The organism is Pseudomonas sp. P5_109, assembly GCF_034009455.1.
Classification (GTDB): domain Bacteria; phylum Pseudomonadota; class Gammaproteobacteria; order Pseudomonadales; family Pseudomonadaceae; genus Aquipseudomonas.
Genome location: NZ_CP125380.1, coordinates 6,279,827 through 6,300,000 on the forward strand (window position 1 = coordinate 6,279,827; position 20,174 = coordinate 6,300,000).

General features: G+C 55.6%; 15 protein-coding genes, 4 tRNA genes and 2 rRNA genes (1 of these 21 cut by a window edge). All 21 read right to left on the minus strand.

Annotation, left to right across the window (positions count from 1 at the left end; all coding sequences use genetic code 11):
• Positions 1-9: 9 nt before the first annotated feature.
• The gene (gene tuf / locus QMK54_RS28015) at positions 10-1,203 is read right to left on the minus strand and encodes an elongation factor Tu (protein WP_008053875.1); all 1,194 of its coding nucleotides are present in this window, start codon (positions 1,201-1,203) and stop codon (positions 10-12) included.
• A gap of 30 nt (positions 1,204-1,233) precedes the next feature.
• Complete coding sequence (gene fusA, locus QMK54_RS28020; protein WP_057713099.1) at positions 1,234-3,339, minus strand: elongation factor G; 2,106 nt, start codon at positions 3,337-3,339, stop codon at positions 1,234-1,236.
• A gap of 30 nt (positions 3,340-3,369) precedes the next feature.
• Positions 3,370-3,843, minus strand: coding sequence for a 30S ribosomal protein S7 (gene rpsG / locus QMK54_RS28025; protein ID WP_007994653.1), 474 nt, complete (start codon positions 3,841-3,843; stop codon positions 3,370-3,372).
• 108 nt (positions 3,844-3,951) lie between these two features.
• The gene (gene rpsL / locus QMK54_RS28030; protein WP_003186084.1) at positions 3,952-4,323 is read right to left on the minus strand and encodes a 30S ribosomal protein S12; all 372 of its coding nucleotides are present in this window, start codon (positions 4,321-4,323) and stop codon (positions 3,952-3,954) included.
• Between the two features lie 216 nt (positions 4,324-4,539).
• Positions 4,540-8,739 carry a DNA-directed RNA polymerase subunit beta' gene (gene rpoC / locus QMK54_RS28035; protein WP_110657201.1) on the minus strand — a complete coding sequence of 1,400 codons (4,200 nt, stop codon included), beginning with the start codon at positions 8,737-8,739 and terminating at the stop codon, positions 4,540-4,542.
• Positions 8,740-8,803: 64 nt separating this feature from the next.
• Complete coding sequence (gene rpoB, locus QMK54_RS28040; RefSeq protein WP_053162836.1) at positions 8,804-12,877, minus strand: DNA-directed RNA polymerase subunit beta; 4,074 nt, start codon at positions 12,875-12,877, stop codon at positions 8,804-8,806.
• A gap of 220 nt (positions 12,878-13,097) precedes the next feature.
• Positions 13,098-13,463, minus strand: coding sequence for a 50S ribosomal protein L7/L12 (gene rplL, locus QMK54_RS28045; RefSeq protein ID WP_056855887.1), 366 nt, complete (start codon positions 13,461-13,463; stop codon positions 13,098-13,100).
• A 75-nt stretch (positions 13,464-13,538) separates the two neighbouring features.
• The gene (rplJ, locus tag QMK54_RS28050; RefSeq protein ID WP_007970413.1) at positions 13,539-14,039 is read right to left on the minus strand and encodes a 50S ribosomal protein L10; all 501 of its coding nucleotides are present in this window, start codon (positions 14,037-14,039) and stop codon (positions 13,539-13,541) included.
• Positions 14,040-14,237: 198 nt separating this feature from the next.
• The gene (rplA, locus tag QMK54_RS28055) at positions 14,238-14,933 is read right to left on the minus strand and encodes a 50S ribosomal protein L1 (protein WP_003186095.1); all 696 of its coding nucleotides are present in this window, start codon (positions 14,931-14,933) and stop codon (positions 14,238-14,240) included.
• Complete coding sequence (rplK, locus tag QMK54_RS28060; RefSeq protein WP_007933726.1) at positions 14,933-15,364, minus strand: 50S ribosomal protein L11; 432 nt, start codon at positions 15,362-15,364, stop codon at positions 14,933-14,935. Before rplK ends, rplA begins: the two co-directional genes overlap by 1 nt.
• A gap of 117 nt (positions 15,365-15,481) precedes the next feature.
• Positions 15,482-16,015 carry a transcription termination/antitermination protein NusG gene (nusG, locus tag QMK54_RS28065; protein ID WP_007984405.1) on the minus strand — a complete coding sequence of 178 codons (534 nt, stop codon included), beginning with the start codon at positions 16,013-16,015 and terminating at the stop codon, positions 15,482-15,484.
• Positions 16,016-16,024: 9 nt separating this feature from the next.
• Positions 16,025-16,393, minus strand: a complete 369-nt coding sequence (secE, locus tag QMK54_RS28070) for a preprotein translocase subunit SecE (protein ID WP_007984402.1) — start codon at positions 16,391-16,393, stop codon at positions 16,025-16,027.
• A 45-nt stretch (positions 16,394-16,438) separates the two neighbouring features.
• Positions 16,439-16,514 (minus strand) — tRNA-Trp (locus tag QMK54_RS28075).
• Positions 16,515-16,689: 175 nt separating this feature from the next.
• Positions 16,690-16,765 (minus strand) — tRNA-Thr (locus QMK54_RS28080).
• Between the two features lie 26 nt (positions 16,766-16,791).
• A tRNA-Gly gene (locus tag QMK54_RS28085) sits at positions 16,792-16,865 on the minus strand.
• Positions 16,866-16,890: 25 nt separating this feature from the next.
• A tRNA-Tyr gene (locus QMK54_RS28090) sits at positions 16,891-16,975 on the minus strand.
• A gap of 142 nt (positions 16,976-17,117) precedes the next feature.
• Positions 17,118-17,558, minus strand: a complete 441-nt coding sequence (locus QMK54_RS28095; RefSeq protein ID WP_320401651.1) for a hypothetical protein — start codon at positions 17,556-17,558, stop codon at positions 17,118-17,120.
• 7 nt (positions 17,559-17,565) lie between these two features.
• The gene (locus QMK54_RS28100) at positions 17,566-18,315 is read right to left on the minus strand and encodes a pantothenate kinase (protein ID WP_320401652.1); all 750 of its coding nucleotides are present in this window, start codon (positions 18,313-18,315) and stop codon (positions 17,566-17,568) included.
• Positions 18,305-19,264 carry a bifunctional biotin--[acetyl-CoA-carboxylase] ligase/biotin operon repressor BirA gene (birA, locus tag QMK54_RS28105; RefSeq protein WP_320401653.1) on the minus strand — a complete coding sequence of 320 codons (960 nt, stop codon included), beginning with the start codon at positions 19,262-19,264 and terminating at the stop codon, positions 18,305-18,307. The genes QMK54_RS28100 and birA overlap by 11 nt, the downstream gene beginning before the upstream one ends.
• Positions 19,265-19,401: 137 nt before the next feature.
• Positions 19,402-19,517 (minus strand): 5S ribosomal RNA (rrf, locus tag QMK54_RS28110).
• Positions 19,518-19,673: 156 nt separating this feature from the next.
• Positions 19,674-20,174: ribosomal RNA gene (locus QMK54_RS28115) — 23S ribosomal RNA — on the minus strand; it runs 2,391 nt beyond the window's last position.

Sequence of the window (20,174 nt, forward strand, 5' to 3'; positions counted from 1 at the left end):
AAGAGATGCTTACTCGATGATTTTGGCTACGACGCCAGCGCCGACGGTACGACCGCCTTCACGGATAGCGAAACGCAGGCCGTCTTCCATTGCGATGGTCTTGATCAGGGTAACTTCCATCTGGATGTTATCACCTGGCATTACCATTTCAACGCCTTCTGGCAGCTGGCAGTTACCAGTCACGTCAGTAGTACGGAAGTAGAACTGTGGACGGTAGCCTTTGAAGAACGGAGTGTGACGACCGCCTTCTTCCTTGCTCAGAACGTAAACTTCTGCGGTGAACTTGGTGTGCGGCTTAACCGAACCTGGCTTAACCAGAACCTGGCCACGCTCAACGTCGTCACGCTTGGTACCACGCAGCAGAACGCCGCAGTTCTCGCCAGCACGACCTTCGTCGAGCAGCTTGCGGAACATTTCAACACCGGTGCAGGTGGTGGTGGTGGTGTCACGCAGACCAACGATTTCCAGTGCATCTTGAACGCGAACGATACCGCGCTCGATACGACCAGTCACAACAGTACCACGACCCGAGATCGAGAATACGTCTTCGATTGGCATCAGGAATGGCTTGTCGATAGCACGCTCTGGTTCTGGGATGTAGCTGTCCAGGGTTTCAACCAGTTTACGAACGGCAGTGGTGCCCATTTCGTTGTCGTCTTTGCCTTCCAGCGCCATACGAGCCGAACCGATGATGATTGGAGTGTCATCGCCCGGGAAGTCGTAGGTGGACAGCAGGTCGCGAACTTCCATCTCGACCAGTTCCAGCAGCTCAGCGTCGTCTACCAGGTCAGCCTTGTTCAGGAAAACCACGATGTACGGAACGCCTACCTGACGGGACAGCAGGATGTGTTCACGGGTTTGTGGCATCGGACCATCAGCGGCCGAGCAAACCAGGATCGCGCCGTCCATCTGGGCAGCACCGGTGATCATGTTCTTCACATAGTCAGCGTGACCTGGGCAGTCAACGTGAGCGTAGTGACGGATCTTCGAGTTGTACTCGACGTGCGCGGTGTTGATGGTGATACCACGAGCTTTTTCTTCTGGAGCGCTGTCGATTTTATCGAAATCAACGATTGCGGAACCGAAAACTTCGGAGCAAACGCGAGTCAGAGCTGCGGTCAGAGTGGTTTTACCGTGGTCAACGTGACCGATGGTGCCAACGTTGACGTGCGGTAGGGAACGATCAAATTTTTCTTTAGCCACGACAATTAACTCCTTGCCTAAAGGACTGAATCAGCCTTGTTTTTTGGTTACAGTTTCGACGATGTGCGACGGAGCTGTATTGTATTTTTTGAATTCCATAGAGTAGCTTGCGCGACCCTGGGACATCGAACGAACGTCGGTCGCATAACCGAACATCTCGCCCAACGGAACTTCAGCACGGATCACCTTACCGGAGACCGTGTCTTCCATACCCAGAATCATGCCGCGACGACGGTTAAGGTCGCCCATCACGTCACCCATATAGTCTTCAGGCGTAACAACCTCTACCGCCATGATCGGCTCGAGCAACTCACCACCGCCCTTCTGGGCCAGTTGCTTGGTCGCCATGGAAGCAGCCACCTTAAACGCCATCTCGTTCGAGTCGACGTCGTGGTAAGAACCATCAAACACGGTAGCCTTCAGGCCGATCAGCGGATAGCCGGCAACTACGCCGTTCTTCATCTGCTCTTCGATACCCTTCTGGATAGCCGGGATGTATTCCTTAGGAACCACACCACCCACTACTTCGTTCACGAATTGCAGACCTTCCTGACCTTCGTCAGCAGGAGCAAAACGGATCCAGCAATGGCCGAACTGGCCACGACCGCCGGACTGACGAACGAACTTGCCTTCGATTTCGCAATTCTTCGTGATGCGCTCACGATACGAAACCTGAGGCTTGCCGATGTTGGCTTCGACGTTGAACTCACGGCGCATCCGGTCAACCAGGATGTCCAGGTGCAACTCGCCCATGCCAGAGATGATCGTTTGACCAGTCTCTTCATCAGTCTTGACGCGGAAAGACGGGTCTTCCTGAGCAAGTTTGCCCAGAGCGATACCCATTTTTTCCTGGTCATCCTTGGTCTTAGGCTCAACGGCAACCGAAATAACCGGCTCCGGGAAGTCCATGCGAACCAGGATGATTGGCTTGTCAGCGTTGCACAAGGTTTCACCAGTGGTGACGTCCTTCATGCCGATCAGGGCCGCGATGTCGCCAGCGCGCACTTCCTTGATCTCTTCGCGGGCGTTTGCGTGCATCTGCACCATACGACCCACACGCTCTTTCTTGCCTTTGACCGAGTTGATCACGCCGTCGCCGGAGGCCAACACGCCCGAGTAAACACGGACGAAGGTCAAGGTACCCACGAATGGGTCGGTAGCGATCTTGAACGCCAGAGCCGAGAACGGCTCGTTGTCGTCTGCATGACGCTCCATCTGCTTTTCCTCGTCATCCGGGTCAGTACCCTTGATGGCAGGAATGTCGGTTGGAGCCGGCAGGTAGTCGATAACGGCGTCGAGAACCAGGGGAACACCCTTGTTCTTGAAGGAAGAACCGCAAACAGCCAGAACGATCTCACCAGCGATAGTACGCTGACGCAGAGCACCCTTGATTTCCTCGACGGTGAGTTCTTCACCTTCAAGGTACTTGTTCATCAGCTCTTCGCTGGCTTCGGCCGCAGCCTCAACCATGTTGTTGCGCCACTCTTCAGCCAGTTCCTGCAGTTCAGCAGGGATGGCTTCACGACGAGGAGTCATACCCTTGTCGGCATCGTTCCAGTAAACCGCTTCCATGGTCATCAGATCGATCTGACCCTGGAAGTTGTCTTCGGAACCGATAGCCAGCTGGATAGGCACCGGAGTGTGACCCAGACGCTGCTTGATCTGAGCGATCACGCGCAGGAAGTTCGCACCGGCACGGTCCATCTTGTTCACGTAAACGATACGTGGAACACCGTACTTGTTGGCTTGACGCCATACGGTTTCGGACTGCGGCTCAACGCCGGAAGTACCACAGAACACAACGACCGCGCCGTCGAGTACACGCAGGGAACGCTCAACTTCAATAGTGAAGTCTACGTGGCCCGGGGTATCGATGACGTTGAAACGGTACTGGTCCTTGTGCTGCTTCGCAGAACCCTGCCAGAAGGCGGTAATAGCAGCAGAAGTAATGGTAATACCACGCTCCTGCTCCTGCACCATCCAGTCTGTGGTCGCGGCGCCGTCATGCACCTCGCCCATCTTGTGGCTTTTGCCCGTGTAAAAAAGGACGCGCTCGGTGGTGGTGGTTTTACCAGCATCCACGTGAGCAACGATACCAATGTTACGGTAGCGATTAATCGGTGTAGTACGAGCCATAAAGCCCTCGCAAAATTAGTGACGCAAAAATTAGAAGCGGTAGTGCGAGAAAGCCTTGTTGGCTTCAGCCATACGGTGCACGTCTTCACGCTTCTTAACTGCAGCACCTTTACCTTCGGCAGCGTCCAACAGTTCGCCAGCCAAACGCAGAGCCATAGACTTCTCGCCGCGCTTGCGGGCGTAGTCTACCAACCAGCGCATTGCCAGAGCGTTACGACGGGAAGGACGAACCTCGACCGGAACCTGGTAAGTAGCACCACCAACGCGGCGCGACTTCACTTCGACCAGCGGAGCGATGGCGTCGAGTGCTTTTTCGAAGAGTTCCAGGGGATCGGTTCCGGCCTTACGAGCCTTCACGGTATCCAGGGCACCATAAACGATACGCTCGGCAACGGCTTTCTTGCCGCTTTCCATTACGTGGTTCATGAATTTGGCGAGGATTTGGCTTCCGTATTTCGGATCGTCCAGAATCTCACGCTTGGCTGCTACGCGACGTCTTGGCATTGATAAGCCCTCAAACGGTCTTCAGGTTAGCCCGGGACAGCTCCTATGGATGCGTGCCCGACCTTACTCTTATCGACTCAATAAAATGAAAAACTGCAAAACGGCCGATTACTTCGGACGCTTGGTACCGTACTTCGAACGACCCTGGTTACGGCCTTTAACGCCGGAAGTATCCAAGGAGCCGCGAACGGTGTGGTAACGAACACCTGGCAAGTCTTTTACACGACCGCCGCGGATCAGTACCACGCTGTGCTCTTGCAGGTTGTGGCCTTCACCACCGATGTACGAGGAAACCTCGAAACCGTTGGTCAGACGCACACGGCATACTTTACGCAGTGCCGAGTTAGGTTTTTTCGGCGTAGTGGTGTACACACGGGTGCACACGCCACGACGTTGCGGGCAGTTCTGCAGCGCAGGCACGTCGGATTTCTCGACGATACGCTTACGCGGCTGACGTACCAGCTGGTTGATAGTTGCCATCTACTAGCTCCACTGTTGTCTTGCGACGCTATTGTCTTGCAAGAAAAGCAAAATGGCAGGAACGAGTTCCCGCCAAATTTAGGGGTACAAGAGTCTAAAGAGGATCTTGTCCCCAGTCAAGGCAAGGCCCCGCCCTCCCCGCTCATCCAGTCTCGACAAATTGTCTCGATTCGATGAACGGAGCGACCAGGGCCTCACTCTCATTTACCGCAGAACTCAGTTACCGCTCGAGTTCAGCGCTTCGGTCAGTGCAGCTTCCACTTCACTGGCGCTTACGCGCAACGGCTTGTCTGCTTCACGACGGCGCTTACGCTCGCTGTGATATGCCAGGCCGGTACCGGCCGGGATCAGACGACCCACGACCACGTTTTCTTTCAGGCCGCGCAGGTAGTCGCGCTTGCCGGTTACCGCCGCTTCGGTCAGTACGCGAGTGGTTTCCTGGAAGGAAGCCGCCGAGATGAACGATTCGGTGGACAACGACGCCTTGGTGATACCCAGCAGAACGCGAGTGAACTTGGAGACAAATTTGTCTTCGCCGCTCAGACGCTCGTTCTCTACCAGTACGTGAGTCAGTTCCATCTGGTCGCCCTTGATGAAACTGGAATCGCCGGATTCAGCGATTTCAACTTTACGCAGCATCTGACGCAGGATGGTCTCGATGTGCTTGTCGTTGATCTTCACGCCTTGCAGACGGTAAACGTCCTGGATCTCGTTAACAATGTACTTGGCCAGCGCACTCACACCCAGCAGACGCAGGATGTCGTGTGGATCGCTCGGACCGTCGGAGATAACTTCGCCACGGTTTACCTGTTCGCCTTCGAACACGTTCAGGTGACGCCACTTCGGAATCAGCTCTTCGTACGGATCGGTACCGTCGTTCGGGGTGATAACCAGGCGGCGCTTGCCCTTGGTCTCTTTACCGAACGCGATGGTGCCGCTGACTTCAGCCAGAATCGACGCTTCTTTCGGACGACGGGCTTCGAACAAGTCGGCAACACGCGGCAGACCACCGGTGATGTCACGGGTCTTCGAAGTTTCTTGCGGGATACGAGCGATAACATCACCGATCGCGATCTTCGCACCGTCCGCTACACCGACCAGGGCGTTGGCTGGCAGGAAGTACTGAGCGATAACGTCAGTGCCTGGCAGCAACAGATCCTTGCCGTTGTCGTCGACCATCTTCACGGCAGGACGGATGTCTTTACCGGCAGCTGGACGATCTTTGGCGTCGAGTACTTCAATGTTGGTCATACCGGTCAATTCGTCAGTCTGACGCTTGATCGTGATGCCTTCTTCCATGCCCACGTAGGTCACGGTACCTTTCATTTCGGTAACGATCGGGTGAGTGTGCGGATCCCACTTGGCCACGATTGCGCCAGCGTCGACCTTGTCACCTTCTTTAACCGAAATCACGGCACCGTACGGCAGCTTGTAACGCTCACGCTCACGACCGAAGTCATCAGCGATGGCCAGCTCACCGGAACGGGACACAGCAACCAGGTGGCCATCCACTCGCTCCACGTGCTTCAAATTGTGCAGACGAACGGTACCGCCATTCTTCACCTGGACGCTGTCCGCAGCGGAGGTCCGGCTTGCCGCACCACCGATGTGGAACGTACGCATCGTCAGCTGGGTACCCGGCTCACCGATGGACTGGGCAGCGATAACGCCGACCGCTTCACCGATGTTCACCTGGTGACCACGAGCCAGGTCACGGCCGTAGCACTTGGCACAAATGCCGTAGCGGGTTTCGCAGCTGATCGGCGAGCGAACGATCACTTCGTCGATGCTGTTGAGTTCGATGAACTCGACCCACTTCTCGTCGACCAGGGTGCCAGCAGGAACGATGACGTCCTCGGTACCTGGCTTGAATACGTCACGGGCGATAACACGACCCAATACGCGCTCACCCAACGGCTCTACAACGTCACCGCCTTCAATGTGCGGAGTCATCAGCAGACCGTGTTCGGTGCCGCAATCGATCTCGGTTACAACCAGGTCTTGTGCAACGTCCACCAGACGACGAGTCAGGTAACCGGAGTTAGCCGTTTTCAACGCGGTATCCGCAAGACCCTTACGAGCACCGTGAGTAGAGATGAAGTACTGAAGTACGCTCAAACCTTCACGGAAGTTCGCAGTAATCGGCGTTTCAATGATGGAACCGTCCGGCTTGGCCATCAGGCCACGCATACCGGCCAGCTGACGAATCTGTGCGGCGGAACCCCGCGCACCCGAGTCAGCCATCATGTACATCGAGTTGAAGGACTCCTGGTCGACTTCGACGCCATGACGGTCGATGACTTTCTCTTTCGAGAGGTTGGCCATCATCGCCTTGGAAACTTCGTCGTTCGCCTTGGACCAAAGGTCGATCACTTTGTTGTACTTCTCGCCCTGGGTTACCAGGCCGGAGGCGTACTGGCTCTCGATCTCTTTCACTTCGTCAGTGGCGGCACTGATGATGCGGGCTTTTTCATCCGGGATAACGAAGTCGTTAACACCGATGGAAACGCCGGAAATGGTCGAGTAAGCAAAACCGGTGTACATCAACTGGTCAGCGAAGATCACGGTCTCTTTCAGACCAACCACGCGGTAGCACTGGTTGATCAGCTTGGAGATCGCCTTTTTCTTCATCGGCAAGTTGACGACGTCGTACGACAGGCCTTTTGGCACAACCTGGTACAACAGCGCACGGCCGACAGTGGTGTCGACGATACGAACGTTGCTCACGCTGCCGCCATCACGGTCGTTGACGGTTTCGTGGATGCGCACTTTAACCTTGGCGTGCAGTGCGGCTTCGCCGGCACGGAACACACGGTCAACTTCTTGCAGGTCAGCGAACACACGACCTTCGCCCTTGGCGTTGATCGCTTCACGGGTCATGTAGTACAGACCCAGTACAACGTCCTGCGACGGAACGATGATTGGCTCACCGTTGGCTGGCGACAGAATGTTGTTGGTCGACATCATCAACGCACGCGCTTCCAACTGGGCTTCCAGCGTCAGCGGTACGTGCACGGCCATTTGGTCGCCGTCGAAGTCGGCGTTGTACGCAGCACAGACCAGAGGGTGCAGCTGGATAGCCTTACCTTCGATCAGTACCGGTTCAAACGCCTGGATACCCAGACGGTGAAGGGTCGGTGCACGGTTGAGAAGTACCGGGTGTTCGCGAATCACTTCAGCGAGAACGTCCCAAACCTCTGGCAGTTCGCGCTCGACCATCTTCTTGGCAGCCTTGATGGTGGTAGCGAGACCACGCATTTCCAGCTTGCCGAAAATGAACGGCTTGAACAGCTCGAGAGCCATTTTCTTCGGCAGACCACACTGGTGCAGACGCAGGGTCGGACCTACGGTAATTACCGAACGACCCGAGTAGTCAACACGCTTACCGAGCAAGTTCTGACGGAAACGACCCTGCTTACCCTTGATCATGTCAGCCAGGGATTTCAGAGGACGCTTGTTCGAACCGGTGATAGCGCGGCCACGACGGCCGTTGTCGAGCAGTGCGTCGACAGCTTCCTGCAACATACGCTTTTCGTTGCGCACGATGATGTCCGGAGCGGACAGATCAAGCAGGCGCTTCAAACGGTTGTTACGGTTGATCACTCGACGATACAGATCGTTGAGGTCGGAAGTCGCGAAGCGACCGCCATCGAGAGGGACCAGTGGACGCAGATCTGGCGGCAGAACCGGCAGAACGGTCAGCACCATCCACTCTGGCAGGTTGCCGGAACCCTGGAAGGCTTCCATCAACTTCAGACGCTTGGACAGCTTCTTGATCTTGGTTTCGGAGTTGGTTTGCGGAATTTCTTCACGCAGGCGGCCAATCTCGTGTTCCAGGTCGATAGCGTGCAGCAGTTCGCGGACAGCTTCGGCACCCATGCGGGCATCGAAATCGTCACCGAATTCTTCCAGCGCTTCGAAGTACTGCTCGTCGTTCAGCAGCTGACCTTTTTCAAGGGTGGTCATGCCTGGATCGATAACGACATAGCTCTCGAAATAGAGAACGCGTTCGATATCACGCAGGGTCATGTCCATCAGCAAGCCGATACGGGACGGCAGCGATTTCAGGAACCAGATGTGGGCAACAGGCGAGGCCAGTTCGATGTGCGCCATGCGCTCACGACGAACTTTTGCCAGTGCAACTTCAACGCCGCACTTCTCGCAGATCACACCGCGGTGCTTCAAGCGCTTGTACTTACCGCACAGGCACTCGTAATCCTTTACCGGGCCAAAGATCTTGGCGCAGAACAGGCCGTCACGCTCAGGTTTGAACGTACGGTAGTTGATGGTTTCCGGCTTTTTAACTTCACCGAACGACCACGAACGGATCATCTCAGGCGATGCCAATCCGATACGGATGGCGTCGAACTCTTCGACTTGACCCTGGTTTTTCAGCAAATTCAGTAGGTCTTTCAAGGCCTTTCCTCCTGGCGGAGCAGAGAGCGGGCAATCCTGCCCCGCTCTCGATTCGCGTCACGTGTTATTCGGTTTCCAGATCGATATCGATGCCGAGGGAACGAATTTCCTTGATCAACACGTTGAAGGACTCGGGCATGCCCGGCTCCATACGGTGATCGCCATCCACGATGTTTTTGTACATCTTGGTACGGCCGTTCACATCGTCCGACTTCACTGTGAGCATTTCTTGCAGAGTGTAAGCGGCACCGTATGCTTCCAGTGCCCAGACCTCCATCTCCCCGAAACGCTGACCACCGAACTGCGCCTTACCACCCAGCGGCTGCTGGGTAACCAGGCTGTACGAACCGGTAGAACGAGCGTGCATCTTGTCGTCTACCAAGTGGTTCAGCTTCAGCATGTACATGTAGCCAACGGTAACCGGGCGCTCGAACTTGTTGCCGGTACGGCCGTCGGTCAGCTGCATCTGGCCGCTTTCTGGCAGGTCTGCCAGTTTCAGCATGGCCTTGATTTCGCTTTCCTTGGCACCGTCGAACACTGGAGTGGCCATTGGAACGCCGCCACGCAGGTTTTGAGCCAGATCCAGGATTTCCTGGTCCGAGAAGTCATCGAGGCTTTCCTGACGACCGCCGATCTCGTTGTAGATCTCGTGCAGGAATTTACGCAGCTCGGCAACTTTGCGCTGCTCTTCAATCATGCGATTGATCTTCTCGCCCAGACCTTTGGCCGCGAGGCCCAGGTGGGTTTCGAGGATCTGACCAACGTTCATACGCGAAGGTACGCCCAACGGGTTGAGAACGACGTCGACCGGGGTGCCATTGGCATCGTGCGGCATGTCTTCAACCGGCATGATCACGGAGACCACACCCTTGTTACCGTGACGACCGGCCATCTTGTCGCCCGGCTGGATGCGACGACGGATTGCCAGGTAAACCTTGACGATTTTCAGCACGCCTGGAGCCAGGTCATCGCCCTGCTGCAGTTTGCGCTTCTTGTCTTCGAACTTGTCGTCCAGCAGACGGCGACGATCAACGATGTAGGCCTGGGCCTTCTCGAGCTGCTCGTTCAGGGCGTCTTCAGCCATGCGCAGTTTGAACCACTGGCCGTGCTCAAGACCGTCGAGAACTTCGTCGGTGATGTCCTGGCCTTTCTTCAGACCGGCGCCGCCTTCGGCTTTGTGGCCGACCAGAGCGGAACGCAGACGTTCGAAAGTAGCGCCTTCGACGATACGGAACTCTTCGTTGAGGTCCTTGCGGATCTCGTCCAGCTGGGACTTCTCGATCGACAGGGCACGAGCATCACGCTCAACGCCATCGCGGGTGAAGACCTGTACGTCGATGACAGTACCTTTGGTACCGGTAGGTACACGCAGGGAAGTGTCTTTAACGTCGCTGGCTTTTTCACCGAAGATCGCACGCAGCAGTTTTTCTTCCGGAGTCAGTTGGGTCTCGCCTTTCGGAGTGACCTTACCCACCAGGATGTCGCCTGCGCCAACTTCAGCACCTACGTAAACGATACCGGCTTCGTCCAGCTTGTTCAGTGCAGCTTCACCCACGTTCGGGATGTCTGCAGTGATTTCCTCTGGGCCAAGCTTGGTGTCACGGGCCACACAGGTCAGTTCCTGAATGTGGATCGTGGTGAAACGGTCTTCCTGAACAACACGCTCGGACAGGCAGATGGAGTCTTCGAAGTTGAAGCCGTTCCATGCCATGAACGCGATGCGCATGTTCTGGCCCAGTGCCAGTTCACCCATGTCGGTGGACGGGCCGTCGGCCATGATGTCGCTACGCTGAACCCGATCACCCTTACGCACCAGCGGACGCTGGTTGATGCAGGTGTTCTGGTTGGAGCGGGTGTACTTGGTCAGGTTGTAGATGTCGACACCGGCTTCACCGGTTTCAACTTCGTCATCGGCAACACGAACCACGATACGGCTGGCGTCGACGGAGTCGATCACGCCGCCACGACGAGCCACGACGCAAACGCCGGAGTCACGGGCTACGTTACGCTCCATGCCGGTACCTACCAGCGGCTTGTCAGCGCGCAGGGTTGGTACAGCTTGACGCTGCATGTTCGAACCCATCAACGCACGGTTGGCGTCGTCGTGCTCGAGGAACGGAATCAGCGACGCAGCAACCGAAACTACCTGCTTCGGCGATACGTCCATCAAGGTGACGTCTTCCGGCGCCTTGACGGTGAATTCGTTCAGGTGACGAACAGCTACCAGCTCGTCGATCAGGACTTTCTTGTCGTTCATCGTGGCCGAAGCCTGAGCGATCACGTGATCAGCTTCTTCAATGGCGGACAGGAACACGATCTCGTCGGTGACCAGAGCGTCTTTCACCACGCGGTACGGGCTTTCCAGGAAGCCGTACTGGTTGGTGCGCGCATAGGCAGCCAGGGAGTTGATCAGACCGATGTTCGGACCTTCCGGCGTTTCGATCGGGCATACACGACCGTAGTGAGTCGGGTGTACGTCACGAACTTCAAAACCAGCACGCTCACGAGTCAAACCGCCAGGGCCGAGTGCAGAGACACGACGCTTGTGGGTGATCTCGGACAGCGGGTTGTTCTGGTCCATGAACTGAGACAGCTGGCTGGAACCGAAGAACTCTTTCACCGCCGCAGCCACTGGCTTGGCGTTGATCAGGTCTTGCGGCATCAGGCCTTCGCTTTCAGCCATCGACAGACGCTCTTTGACCGCACGCTCAACACGTACCAGGCCAACGCGGAACTGGTTCTCGGCCATTTCGCCTACGCAGCGAACACGACGGTTACCCAGGTGGTCGATGTCATCGACGATGCCTTTACCGTTACGGATGTCGACCAGGGTCTTCAGTACCGCGACGATGTCTTCCTTGCACAGCACGCCCGAACCTTCGATCTCGGTACGACCGATACGACGGTTGAACTTCATCCGGCCGACCGCAGACAGGTCATAGCGCTCAGGGCTGAAGAACAGGTTGTTGAACAGGGTCTCGGCAGCGTCTTTGGTTGGCGGCTCGCCAGGACGCATCATGCGATAGATCTCGACCAGCGCTTCCAGTTGGTTGCTGGTGGAGTCGATCTTCAGGGTGTCGGAGACGAACGGACCGCAGTCGATATCGTTGGTGTACAGAGTTTCGATGCGAACAACCTGGGCCTTGGCGATTTTGGCCAGGATCTCGGTGTTCAGCTCGGTGTTGCACTCTGCCAGGATTTCGCCGGTTGCCGGGTGCACGATGACCTTGGCGGTTGTGCGGCCCAGGACGTAGTCCAGAGGCACATCCAGCTCTTTGATCCCGGCTTTTTCCAGCTGGTTGATGTGGCGAGCGGTGATACGACGACCCTGCTCGACAATAACCTTGCCTTTGTCATCCTGAATATCGAGGACAGCGATTTCACCACGCAGGCGCTGAGGCACCAGCTCCAGGCTCAGGGTCTCGCCCTTCACGTGGAATACGTTGGTGGTATAGAACGCGTCCAGCACTTCTTCAGTGGTATAGCCAAGCGCGCGCAGCAGTACCGAGGCAGGCAGCTTGCGACGACGGTCGATACGCACGAATACGCAGTCTTTCGGGTCGAACTCGAAGTCCAGCCACGAACCGCGGTAAGGAATGATGCGCGCGGAGTACAGCAGTTTACCGGAGCTGTGCGTCTTGCCACGGTCGTGGTCGAAGAACACGCCCGGGGAACGGTGCAGCTGGGAAACGATTACACGCTCGGTACCGTTGATTACGAAGGTACCGTTTTCAGTCATCAGGGGAATTTCACCCATGTAGACTTCTTGCTCTTTGATGTCCTTGATCGCTTTGTTCGACGATTCTTTGTCGAAAATGATCAGGCGCACTTTTACCCGCAAAGGTACGGCGTAAGTTACACCGCGCAATACGCATTCTTTGACATCAAATGCCGGTTCGCCCAGACGATATCCGACGTACTCCAGCGCAGCATTGCCGGAGTAGCTGATGATCGGGAAAACGGATTTGAAGGCCGCATGCAGGCCCACGTCGCGGAACTGATCTTTAGTCGCTCCCGCTTGCAAGAATTCACGATACGAATCCAGCTGGATGGCCAGGAGGTACGGCACATCCATGACGTCCGGCAACTTGCTAAAGTCCTTGCGGATACGTTTTTTCTCAGTATATGAGTAAGCCATCAGCGTTCCCCAGCTTGGTCACCTGCTTGTTTGGCCCCTCCCGACGGGAGCAGCCAGAAAATCGTGCAAACCCCATGGTTTGCGCCACCGCATCGGGTGGTTACAGCACGTTATCGGCACCGACCCAGTCGGCTGCCAATAACGGAAAAAGGCCGGTGGCAAGAGCCACCAGCCATCAGCCTGTCGCTTAACGCTCGGGCTGGAGACGCAAAGTCGATGCTTACTTCAGCTCGACTTTAGCGCCTGCTTCTTCCAGAGCTGCTTTGGCTTTGTCAGCTGCGTCTTTGGCAACAGCTTCCAGAACCATGGCAGGTGCGCCGTCAACTACAGCCTTGGCTTCTTTCAAGCCCAGACCGGTCAGTTCACGTACAGCCTTGATCACGTTAACTTTCTTCTCGCCAGCTTCGGTCAGCATGACGTTGAATTCGGTTTGCTCTTCAACAACAGCGGCAGCAGCAGCTGGACCAGCCGAAGCAGCAGCAGCGGTAACGCCGAATTTTTCTTCGAAAGCTTTGATCAGCTCAACAACTTCCATTACGGACATGTTGCCAACTGCTTCAAGGATATCGTTCTGAGAGATAGACATGAATCTAATTCCTGATATTGGGGACGGCCTACGCGACCATCGAAAAAAACAAAAAACGCGAGAAGTTGACGAGCCTTAGGCTGCAGCAGCTTCTTTCTGGTCGCGAATTGCCGCCAGAGTACGAGCCAATTTGCTGGTAGCGCCTTGAATCACGCTCATCAGCTGAGAAATTGCTTCGTCACGGGTCGGCAGAGTTGCCAGTACGTCGATTTGGTTAGCTGCGAGGAACTTGCCCTCGAACGCAGCTGCCTTGATCTCGAACTTGTCCTGACCCTTTGCGAATTCCTTGAAGATCCGGGCAGCAGCGCCTGGATGTTCTTTGGAGAACGCAATCAGGGTAGGGCCGGTGAACACGTCGTTGAGGACACTGAATTCAGTGTCAGCAACAGCGCGCTTGAGCAGGGTGTTACGTACAACACGTACGTAAACGCCAGCTTCACGAGCCTCTTTACGGAGTCCGGTCATCGCGCCTACTGTTACGCCACGGGCATCAGCCACGACAGCGGACAGAGCGACTTTGGCAGCCTCGTTGACTTCAGCGACGATGGCCTTCTTGTCTTCGAGTTTAATTGCCACGGGTTTAACTCCTGCTTGTTACCGTTTCATCCGGTCGAAACCGGATGTCGTTTTGGTGTCTGATTCGGTAAGGAACCGGGAGCACCATCTGCGTAGGCTTGTGGTTTAAGACTTGCGTCGCCTACGGTCTTGGATAGCCCCCGCCAGGCAGGGACCCCAATTTTTCAATTGGCGCAATCGCTTGCGCCAATCTTTGTCTTACGCGTCGAGCGAGCTTTGGTCGATGACCAGACCTGGGCCCATAGTGGTGCTCAGGGTAACGCGCTTGACGTAAATGCCTTTCGAGGAAGCTGGCTTGATACGCTTCAGATCAGCGATCAGGGCTTCAACGTTTTCCTTCAGCTTGACGGCGTCGAAGCCGATCTTGCCAACGGAAGTGTGGATGATGCCGTTTTTGTCGGTGCGATAACGAACCTGACCAGCCTTGGCGTTTTTAACCGCGGTAGCTACGTCTGGAGTTACGGTGCCGACTTTAGGGTTAGGCATCAGGCCACGTGGACCGAGGATCTGACCCAGTTGACCTACAACGCGCATTGCATCCGGGGATGCGATCACTACGTCATAGTTCAGGTCGCCGCCTTTCATTTCGGCAGCCAGGTCGTCCATGCCTACGCGGTCAGCGCCGGCAGCCAGAGCGGCTTCAGCAGCTGGACCCTGGGTGAACACAGCAACGCGAACGGTCTTGCCAGTGCCGTGTGGCAGCACAGTAGCGCTACGAACGACCTGGTCGGATTTACGCGGGTCAACACCCAGGTTTACAGCTACGTCGAACGACTCGCTGAACTTGACAGTCGACAGCTCAGCCAGCAGGGCAGCAGCGTCTACAAAGTTGTAGGCCTTGCCTGCTTCGATTTTGCCGGCGATAGCCTTTTGACGCTTGGTCAGCTTAGCCATTACACACCCTCCACGTTAAGGCCCATGCTACGAGCAGAACCGGCGATAGTACGCACGGCTGCTTCCATATCAGCTGCAGTCAGATCCGCGTTTTTGGTTTTCGCGATTTCTTCCAGCTGAGCACGAGTCACGGTGCCAACCTTAACGGTGTTCGGACGAGCGGAACCGCTGGTCAGACCGGCCGCCTTCTTCAGCAGAACCGAAGCAGGGGTGGATTTGGTTTCGAAAGTGAAGCTACGGTCGCTGTAGACAGTGATGATCACTGGAGTCGGCAGACCTGGCTCAAGACCCTGAGTACGGGCGTTGAAAGCCTTGCAGAATTCCATGATGTTCACGCCGTGCTGACCCAGAGCAGGACCAACAGGTGGGCTTGGGTTAGCCTGAGCGGCCTTCACTTGCAGCTTGATGTAAGCGGTAATCTTCTTGGCCATGAGGCACTCCAATTACGGGTTCGAACGCCTCGAGAGGCTCCCCGGTTACTTGCGCGTTTATCCCAGTGACGACAAAACCCCACAGCCTATGGCTGCGGGGTTGGGATGCTTGCTCAACTAGACCTTTTCGACCTGGCTGAACTCGAGCTCCACCGGAGTAGAGCGACCGAAAATGAGCACTGCGACCTGAATCCGGCTCTTTTCGTAGTTAACTTCTTCAACAACACCGGTAAAGTCCGCAAACGGACCGTCATTGACACGTACCGACTCACCCGGCTCGAACAACGTCTTCGGCTTCGGCTTGTCGCTACCATCAGCAACGCGGCGCAGAATCGCTTCTGCCTCTTTATCGGTGATCGGCGCAGGCTTATCGGCAGTACCGCCAATGAAACCCATCACCCGAGGAGTATCCTTGACCAAGTGCCAAGTACCCTCGTTCATATCCATCTGCACCAGCACGTAGCCAGGGAAGAATTTACGTTCGCTTTTGCGCTTCTGGCCATTGCGCATCTCAACCACTTCTTCAGTGGGAACCAGAATTTCGCCGAAGCCATCTTCCATACCAGCCAGCTTCACGCGCTCGATCAGCGAGCGCATTACATGCTTCTCGTAACCGGAGTAAGCATGCACAACATACCAACGCTTAGCCACGGGACACCCTTAGCCGACAATCAAGGAAACAAGCCAGCCGAGCAGGGAATCAAGCCCCCACAACAGCAACGCCATAACCAGGACAACAGCCACAACGATCAACGTGGTCTGCGTGGTTTCTTGGCGAGTTGGCCAAACGACTTTACGAATTTCGGTGCGCGCTTCCTTAACCAGTACAAAGAAAGACTTGCCCTTGACCGTCTGCAGGCCTACAAAGGCAGCTACAGCAGCAATAGCAAGCAATGCGAGTACGCGGTACAGGATCGGCGAAGCAGAAAAGTACTGATTGCCAACAACGCCAACAACCACCAGAGCGACTACTACAAGCCACTTGAGGAGGTCGAAACGAGAGCCTTGAGCTTCAGCTTTAGGAGTCATCTATGAAGATCCTGTGAAAAGAAAGCCAGACACACCAGGTGAATCTGGCAGGTCAGGAGGGAATCGAACCCCCAACCTACGGTTTTGGAGACCGTCGCTCTGCCAATTGAGCTACTGACCTAAAACAAAATCAGGCCGACCATTATGCCGACCCGAAAAAGACTTTACAACAACTTACTAGGCAACCTTGACTGCAACACCGACATTCACGACACCGGCAACCTTCAGAAACACATTCAGGCGCAACCACTACCACCTAAAACAAAGGCAGATATTTTCATATCTGCCTTGTTATATGGAGCTCTTGAGCGGATTTGAACCGCTGACCTCACCCTTACCAAGGGTGTGCTCTACCAACTGAGCTACAAGAGCGTAACACTGTGCAAAACCTGTAAACTTGGAGCGGGTAGCGGGAATCGAACCCGCATCATCAGCTTGGAAGGCTGAGGTTCTACCACTAAACTATACCCGCGAGCGCTTACAGCTCTCGCTAAAAATGGTGGAGGGGGAAGGATTCGAACCTTCGAAGTCGTAGACGTCAGATTTACAGTCTGATCCCTTTGGCCGCTCGGGAACCCCTCCTAAGCGAGCCGGCATTCTACATCATGCCAGCCTTCTGTCAAGCATTTTCTCAATCAAATCTTGAGGTTAGCTGCGTTGACCTCGCTTCACATCGTTAACCGTTTCCGGTGTTCGCTGTGGAGCGGGCGCCATTCTATGCAAACTATTCAGCGGGCGCAACCCCCTCGCACGGCATTATTTTATGTTTTAACTCATTGAATTCTTTAGAAAGGTTTTGCAGCTGCAGATCGTCCAGCCAACGCCGGCTTTCCGGTGCGATACGCACCCAATACCCCGCGCTTTCAGCTGCAGCTTTAGGCAGGGACTGATACTTGACCTCCATCCCGCTTAGACGACGCTCAACCGCCTGCGCGGCCTCCTGGCGCGTATAGCCGCCCAGATAAAGGCAGCCATTGTCTGTCGAGACAGTCTTACCCTTGTCTTTGGAGACGTCACTTGCTTCGCTCAACAAGCGGATATCTTGCTGAGACCCGCGATACAGACTCAAAGGCGTGACATCCTTCGCACGCAAAGGAGCCTCTTGTTGATGCCAGATGTAGTAGAAGCCATTGAGGACAAGCAGCAGCAGAAACAACCAACGCATAAAAACCTCAGGACAAGGGACAGGCCATGGCCAATCCAACAAACACCAAGTCCGGAACAACCCTGGCGTGAGGCACGACCTCAGCAACCAGGCTCGCATCCCCCCCAGTGAGGAATACGGCAAAGTCCTCACCCCAGTAGCTGCGCGCCAATTCGAGCTGGGTCAGCACGAAGCCGCGCAACATCAACAGACAACCACGCTCTACAGCCTCGACAGTCGCGCGACCAGGAACAAGACTTTCCTGAGCCTGCTCGGCTGCCAGATCCCCATAACGAATTTTGCGAGTGTGCGTGCGCAACTGGTTGCGCATCAACGGCATCCCCGGACAGATGAAACCACCCAGGTGCTCTCCATCCGCCGCGACAAAGTCAGCGGTCACGGCCGTACCGAAATCGAGCACCAGGCACGCACCTGAAGCGAGATGAAAACCTCCGAGCATTGCCAGCCACCGATCCAGCCCCAGCCGCTCAAACTCTTCATACCCATTGCGCACGCCTGACATTTCGCGCGCAGGCGCTGCGCACACAACTGGCACATCAAAGGTATCGCCGAGCAAAGACGTCAGCGCTGCGGTTTCCTCCGCGGTCCTGACACTCACCAACCGGCAAAACGTGAGGGCAAGCCCTTTGAGCGCCCCCAACCCCTCCAGCAATCCAAGATCGGAATCGACGACCCCCTCACCCAGCACCTGCCCGGCATTTGCGGCAAGCACACGCCACTTGATGAAACTATTCCCACAATCGAGCTCAAGAATCATCACGCAACCTCAGGCTCAACTCACCACCACTGAAGACTTTCTCCACGCCATCCACCTTCAGGCGCAAGGCGCCCTGGCCATCAATGCCCAGCACTTCACCATCAATTTGATTGACGCCGGCAATCAACGACACGCTTCGCCCCTGCCACAGGTGATTTTGCTCCCACTCTGACTGGATGGCCAAAAAGCCACCCGCCTGGTGACGAGCCAGGTATCGCTGCAGCGTCTCCCCCAACACCGCGACCAATTGGTTGCGATCAAACAATTTGCCTGACTCGAGCCGCAGGGATGTCCATTGCTGGTCCACCTCTTCTGCGGACTGCATGTTCACATTGATTCCAACCCCCAGGACCACGTGACACACATCAGCAGGATCACCAACCAACTCGAGCAGTATTCCCGCGATTTTTTTCTGACCTACAAGGACATCGTTCGGCCATTTCAATCCAGCGGATGCAACACCGAGTTCACGCAACGTCTGCAACACTGCGAGCCCAACGACGAGACTCAAGCCTTCCAACTGGCGCATCCCGCCATCAATGCGCAGCACCAGGCTGTAATAGACGTTTTCTGCGAACGGACTGACCCACTTGCGACCACGTCGCCCGCGACCGGCTGTCTGCCGCTCCGAAAGCACCACAAACGGTGCCGTTTGCCCGCGCTCAATAGCGCGCAGCGCTTCGGCATTAGTCGAGTCGATTGAGTCGTGAACCTGGACAGGCCAGGCGCAAGAGTGCGCCTGAGCGCTTATCTCGGCAGGATCGAGCAGCGCTAATGGCGCGGACAATTGATAGCCGCGCCCACGAACCTTATGAATAGACAACCCCAGCTCAGCCTCTAAATGCTGAAGCTGCTTCCACACGGCACTACGACTGACGCCCAGGGCAGCACCCAACGCCTGACCCGAATGGAATCGGCCATCTTTAAGAAGCTTTAACAACGTCAGCATGCAGGTCTCGCCTCACAATGAGGCCCGCATGATAGCCACGCGCCGAGCGATTGCATAGAAATCCAGTAGTCGTGGCTTTTCTTCGGCCAAAAACAAAACCCCTACCTGCATACGCAGATAGGGGTTTCGGAATTTAATCTTGACGATGACCTACTCTCACATGGGGAAACCCCACACTACCATCGGCGATGCATCGTTTCACTGCTGAGTTCGGGATGGGATCAGGTGGTTCCAACGCTCTATGGTCGTCAAGAAATTCGGGTACTGAGTCGTGGCCAGTTGGCCGCGCTTCAGCAAATTGGGTATGTGATAGCTTGGTGTTTTGTGAGTATTTCGAACTTTCGGTTCTTTCGTCTTCACACACCGCAATCTGATGCTCTTTCGAGTAGTCAAATTGCTTGGGTGTTATATGGTCAAGCCTCACGGGCAATTAGTATTGGTTAGCTCAACGCCTCACAGCGCTTACACACCCAACCTATCAACGTCGTAGTCTTCGACGGCCCTTCAGGGGACTCAAGGTCCCAGTGAGATCTCATCTTGAGGCAAGTTTCCCGCTTAGATGCTTTCAGCGGTTATCTTTTCCGAACATAGCTACCCGGCAATGCCACTGGCGTGACAACCGGAACACCAGAGGTTCGTCCACTCCGGTCCTCTCGTACTAGGAGCAGCCCCTCTCAAATCTCAAACGTCCACGGCAGATAGGGACCGAACTGTCTCACGACGTTCTAAACCCAGCTCGCGTACCACTTTAAATGGCGAACAGCCATACCCTTGGGACCGGCTTCAGCCCCAGGATGTGATGAGCCGACATCGAGGTGCCAAACACCGCCGTCGATATGAACTCTTGGGCGGTATCAGCCTGTTATCCCCGGAGTACCTTTTATCCGTTGAGCGATGGCCCTTCCATACA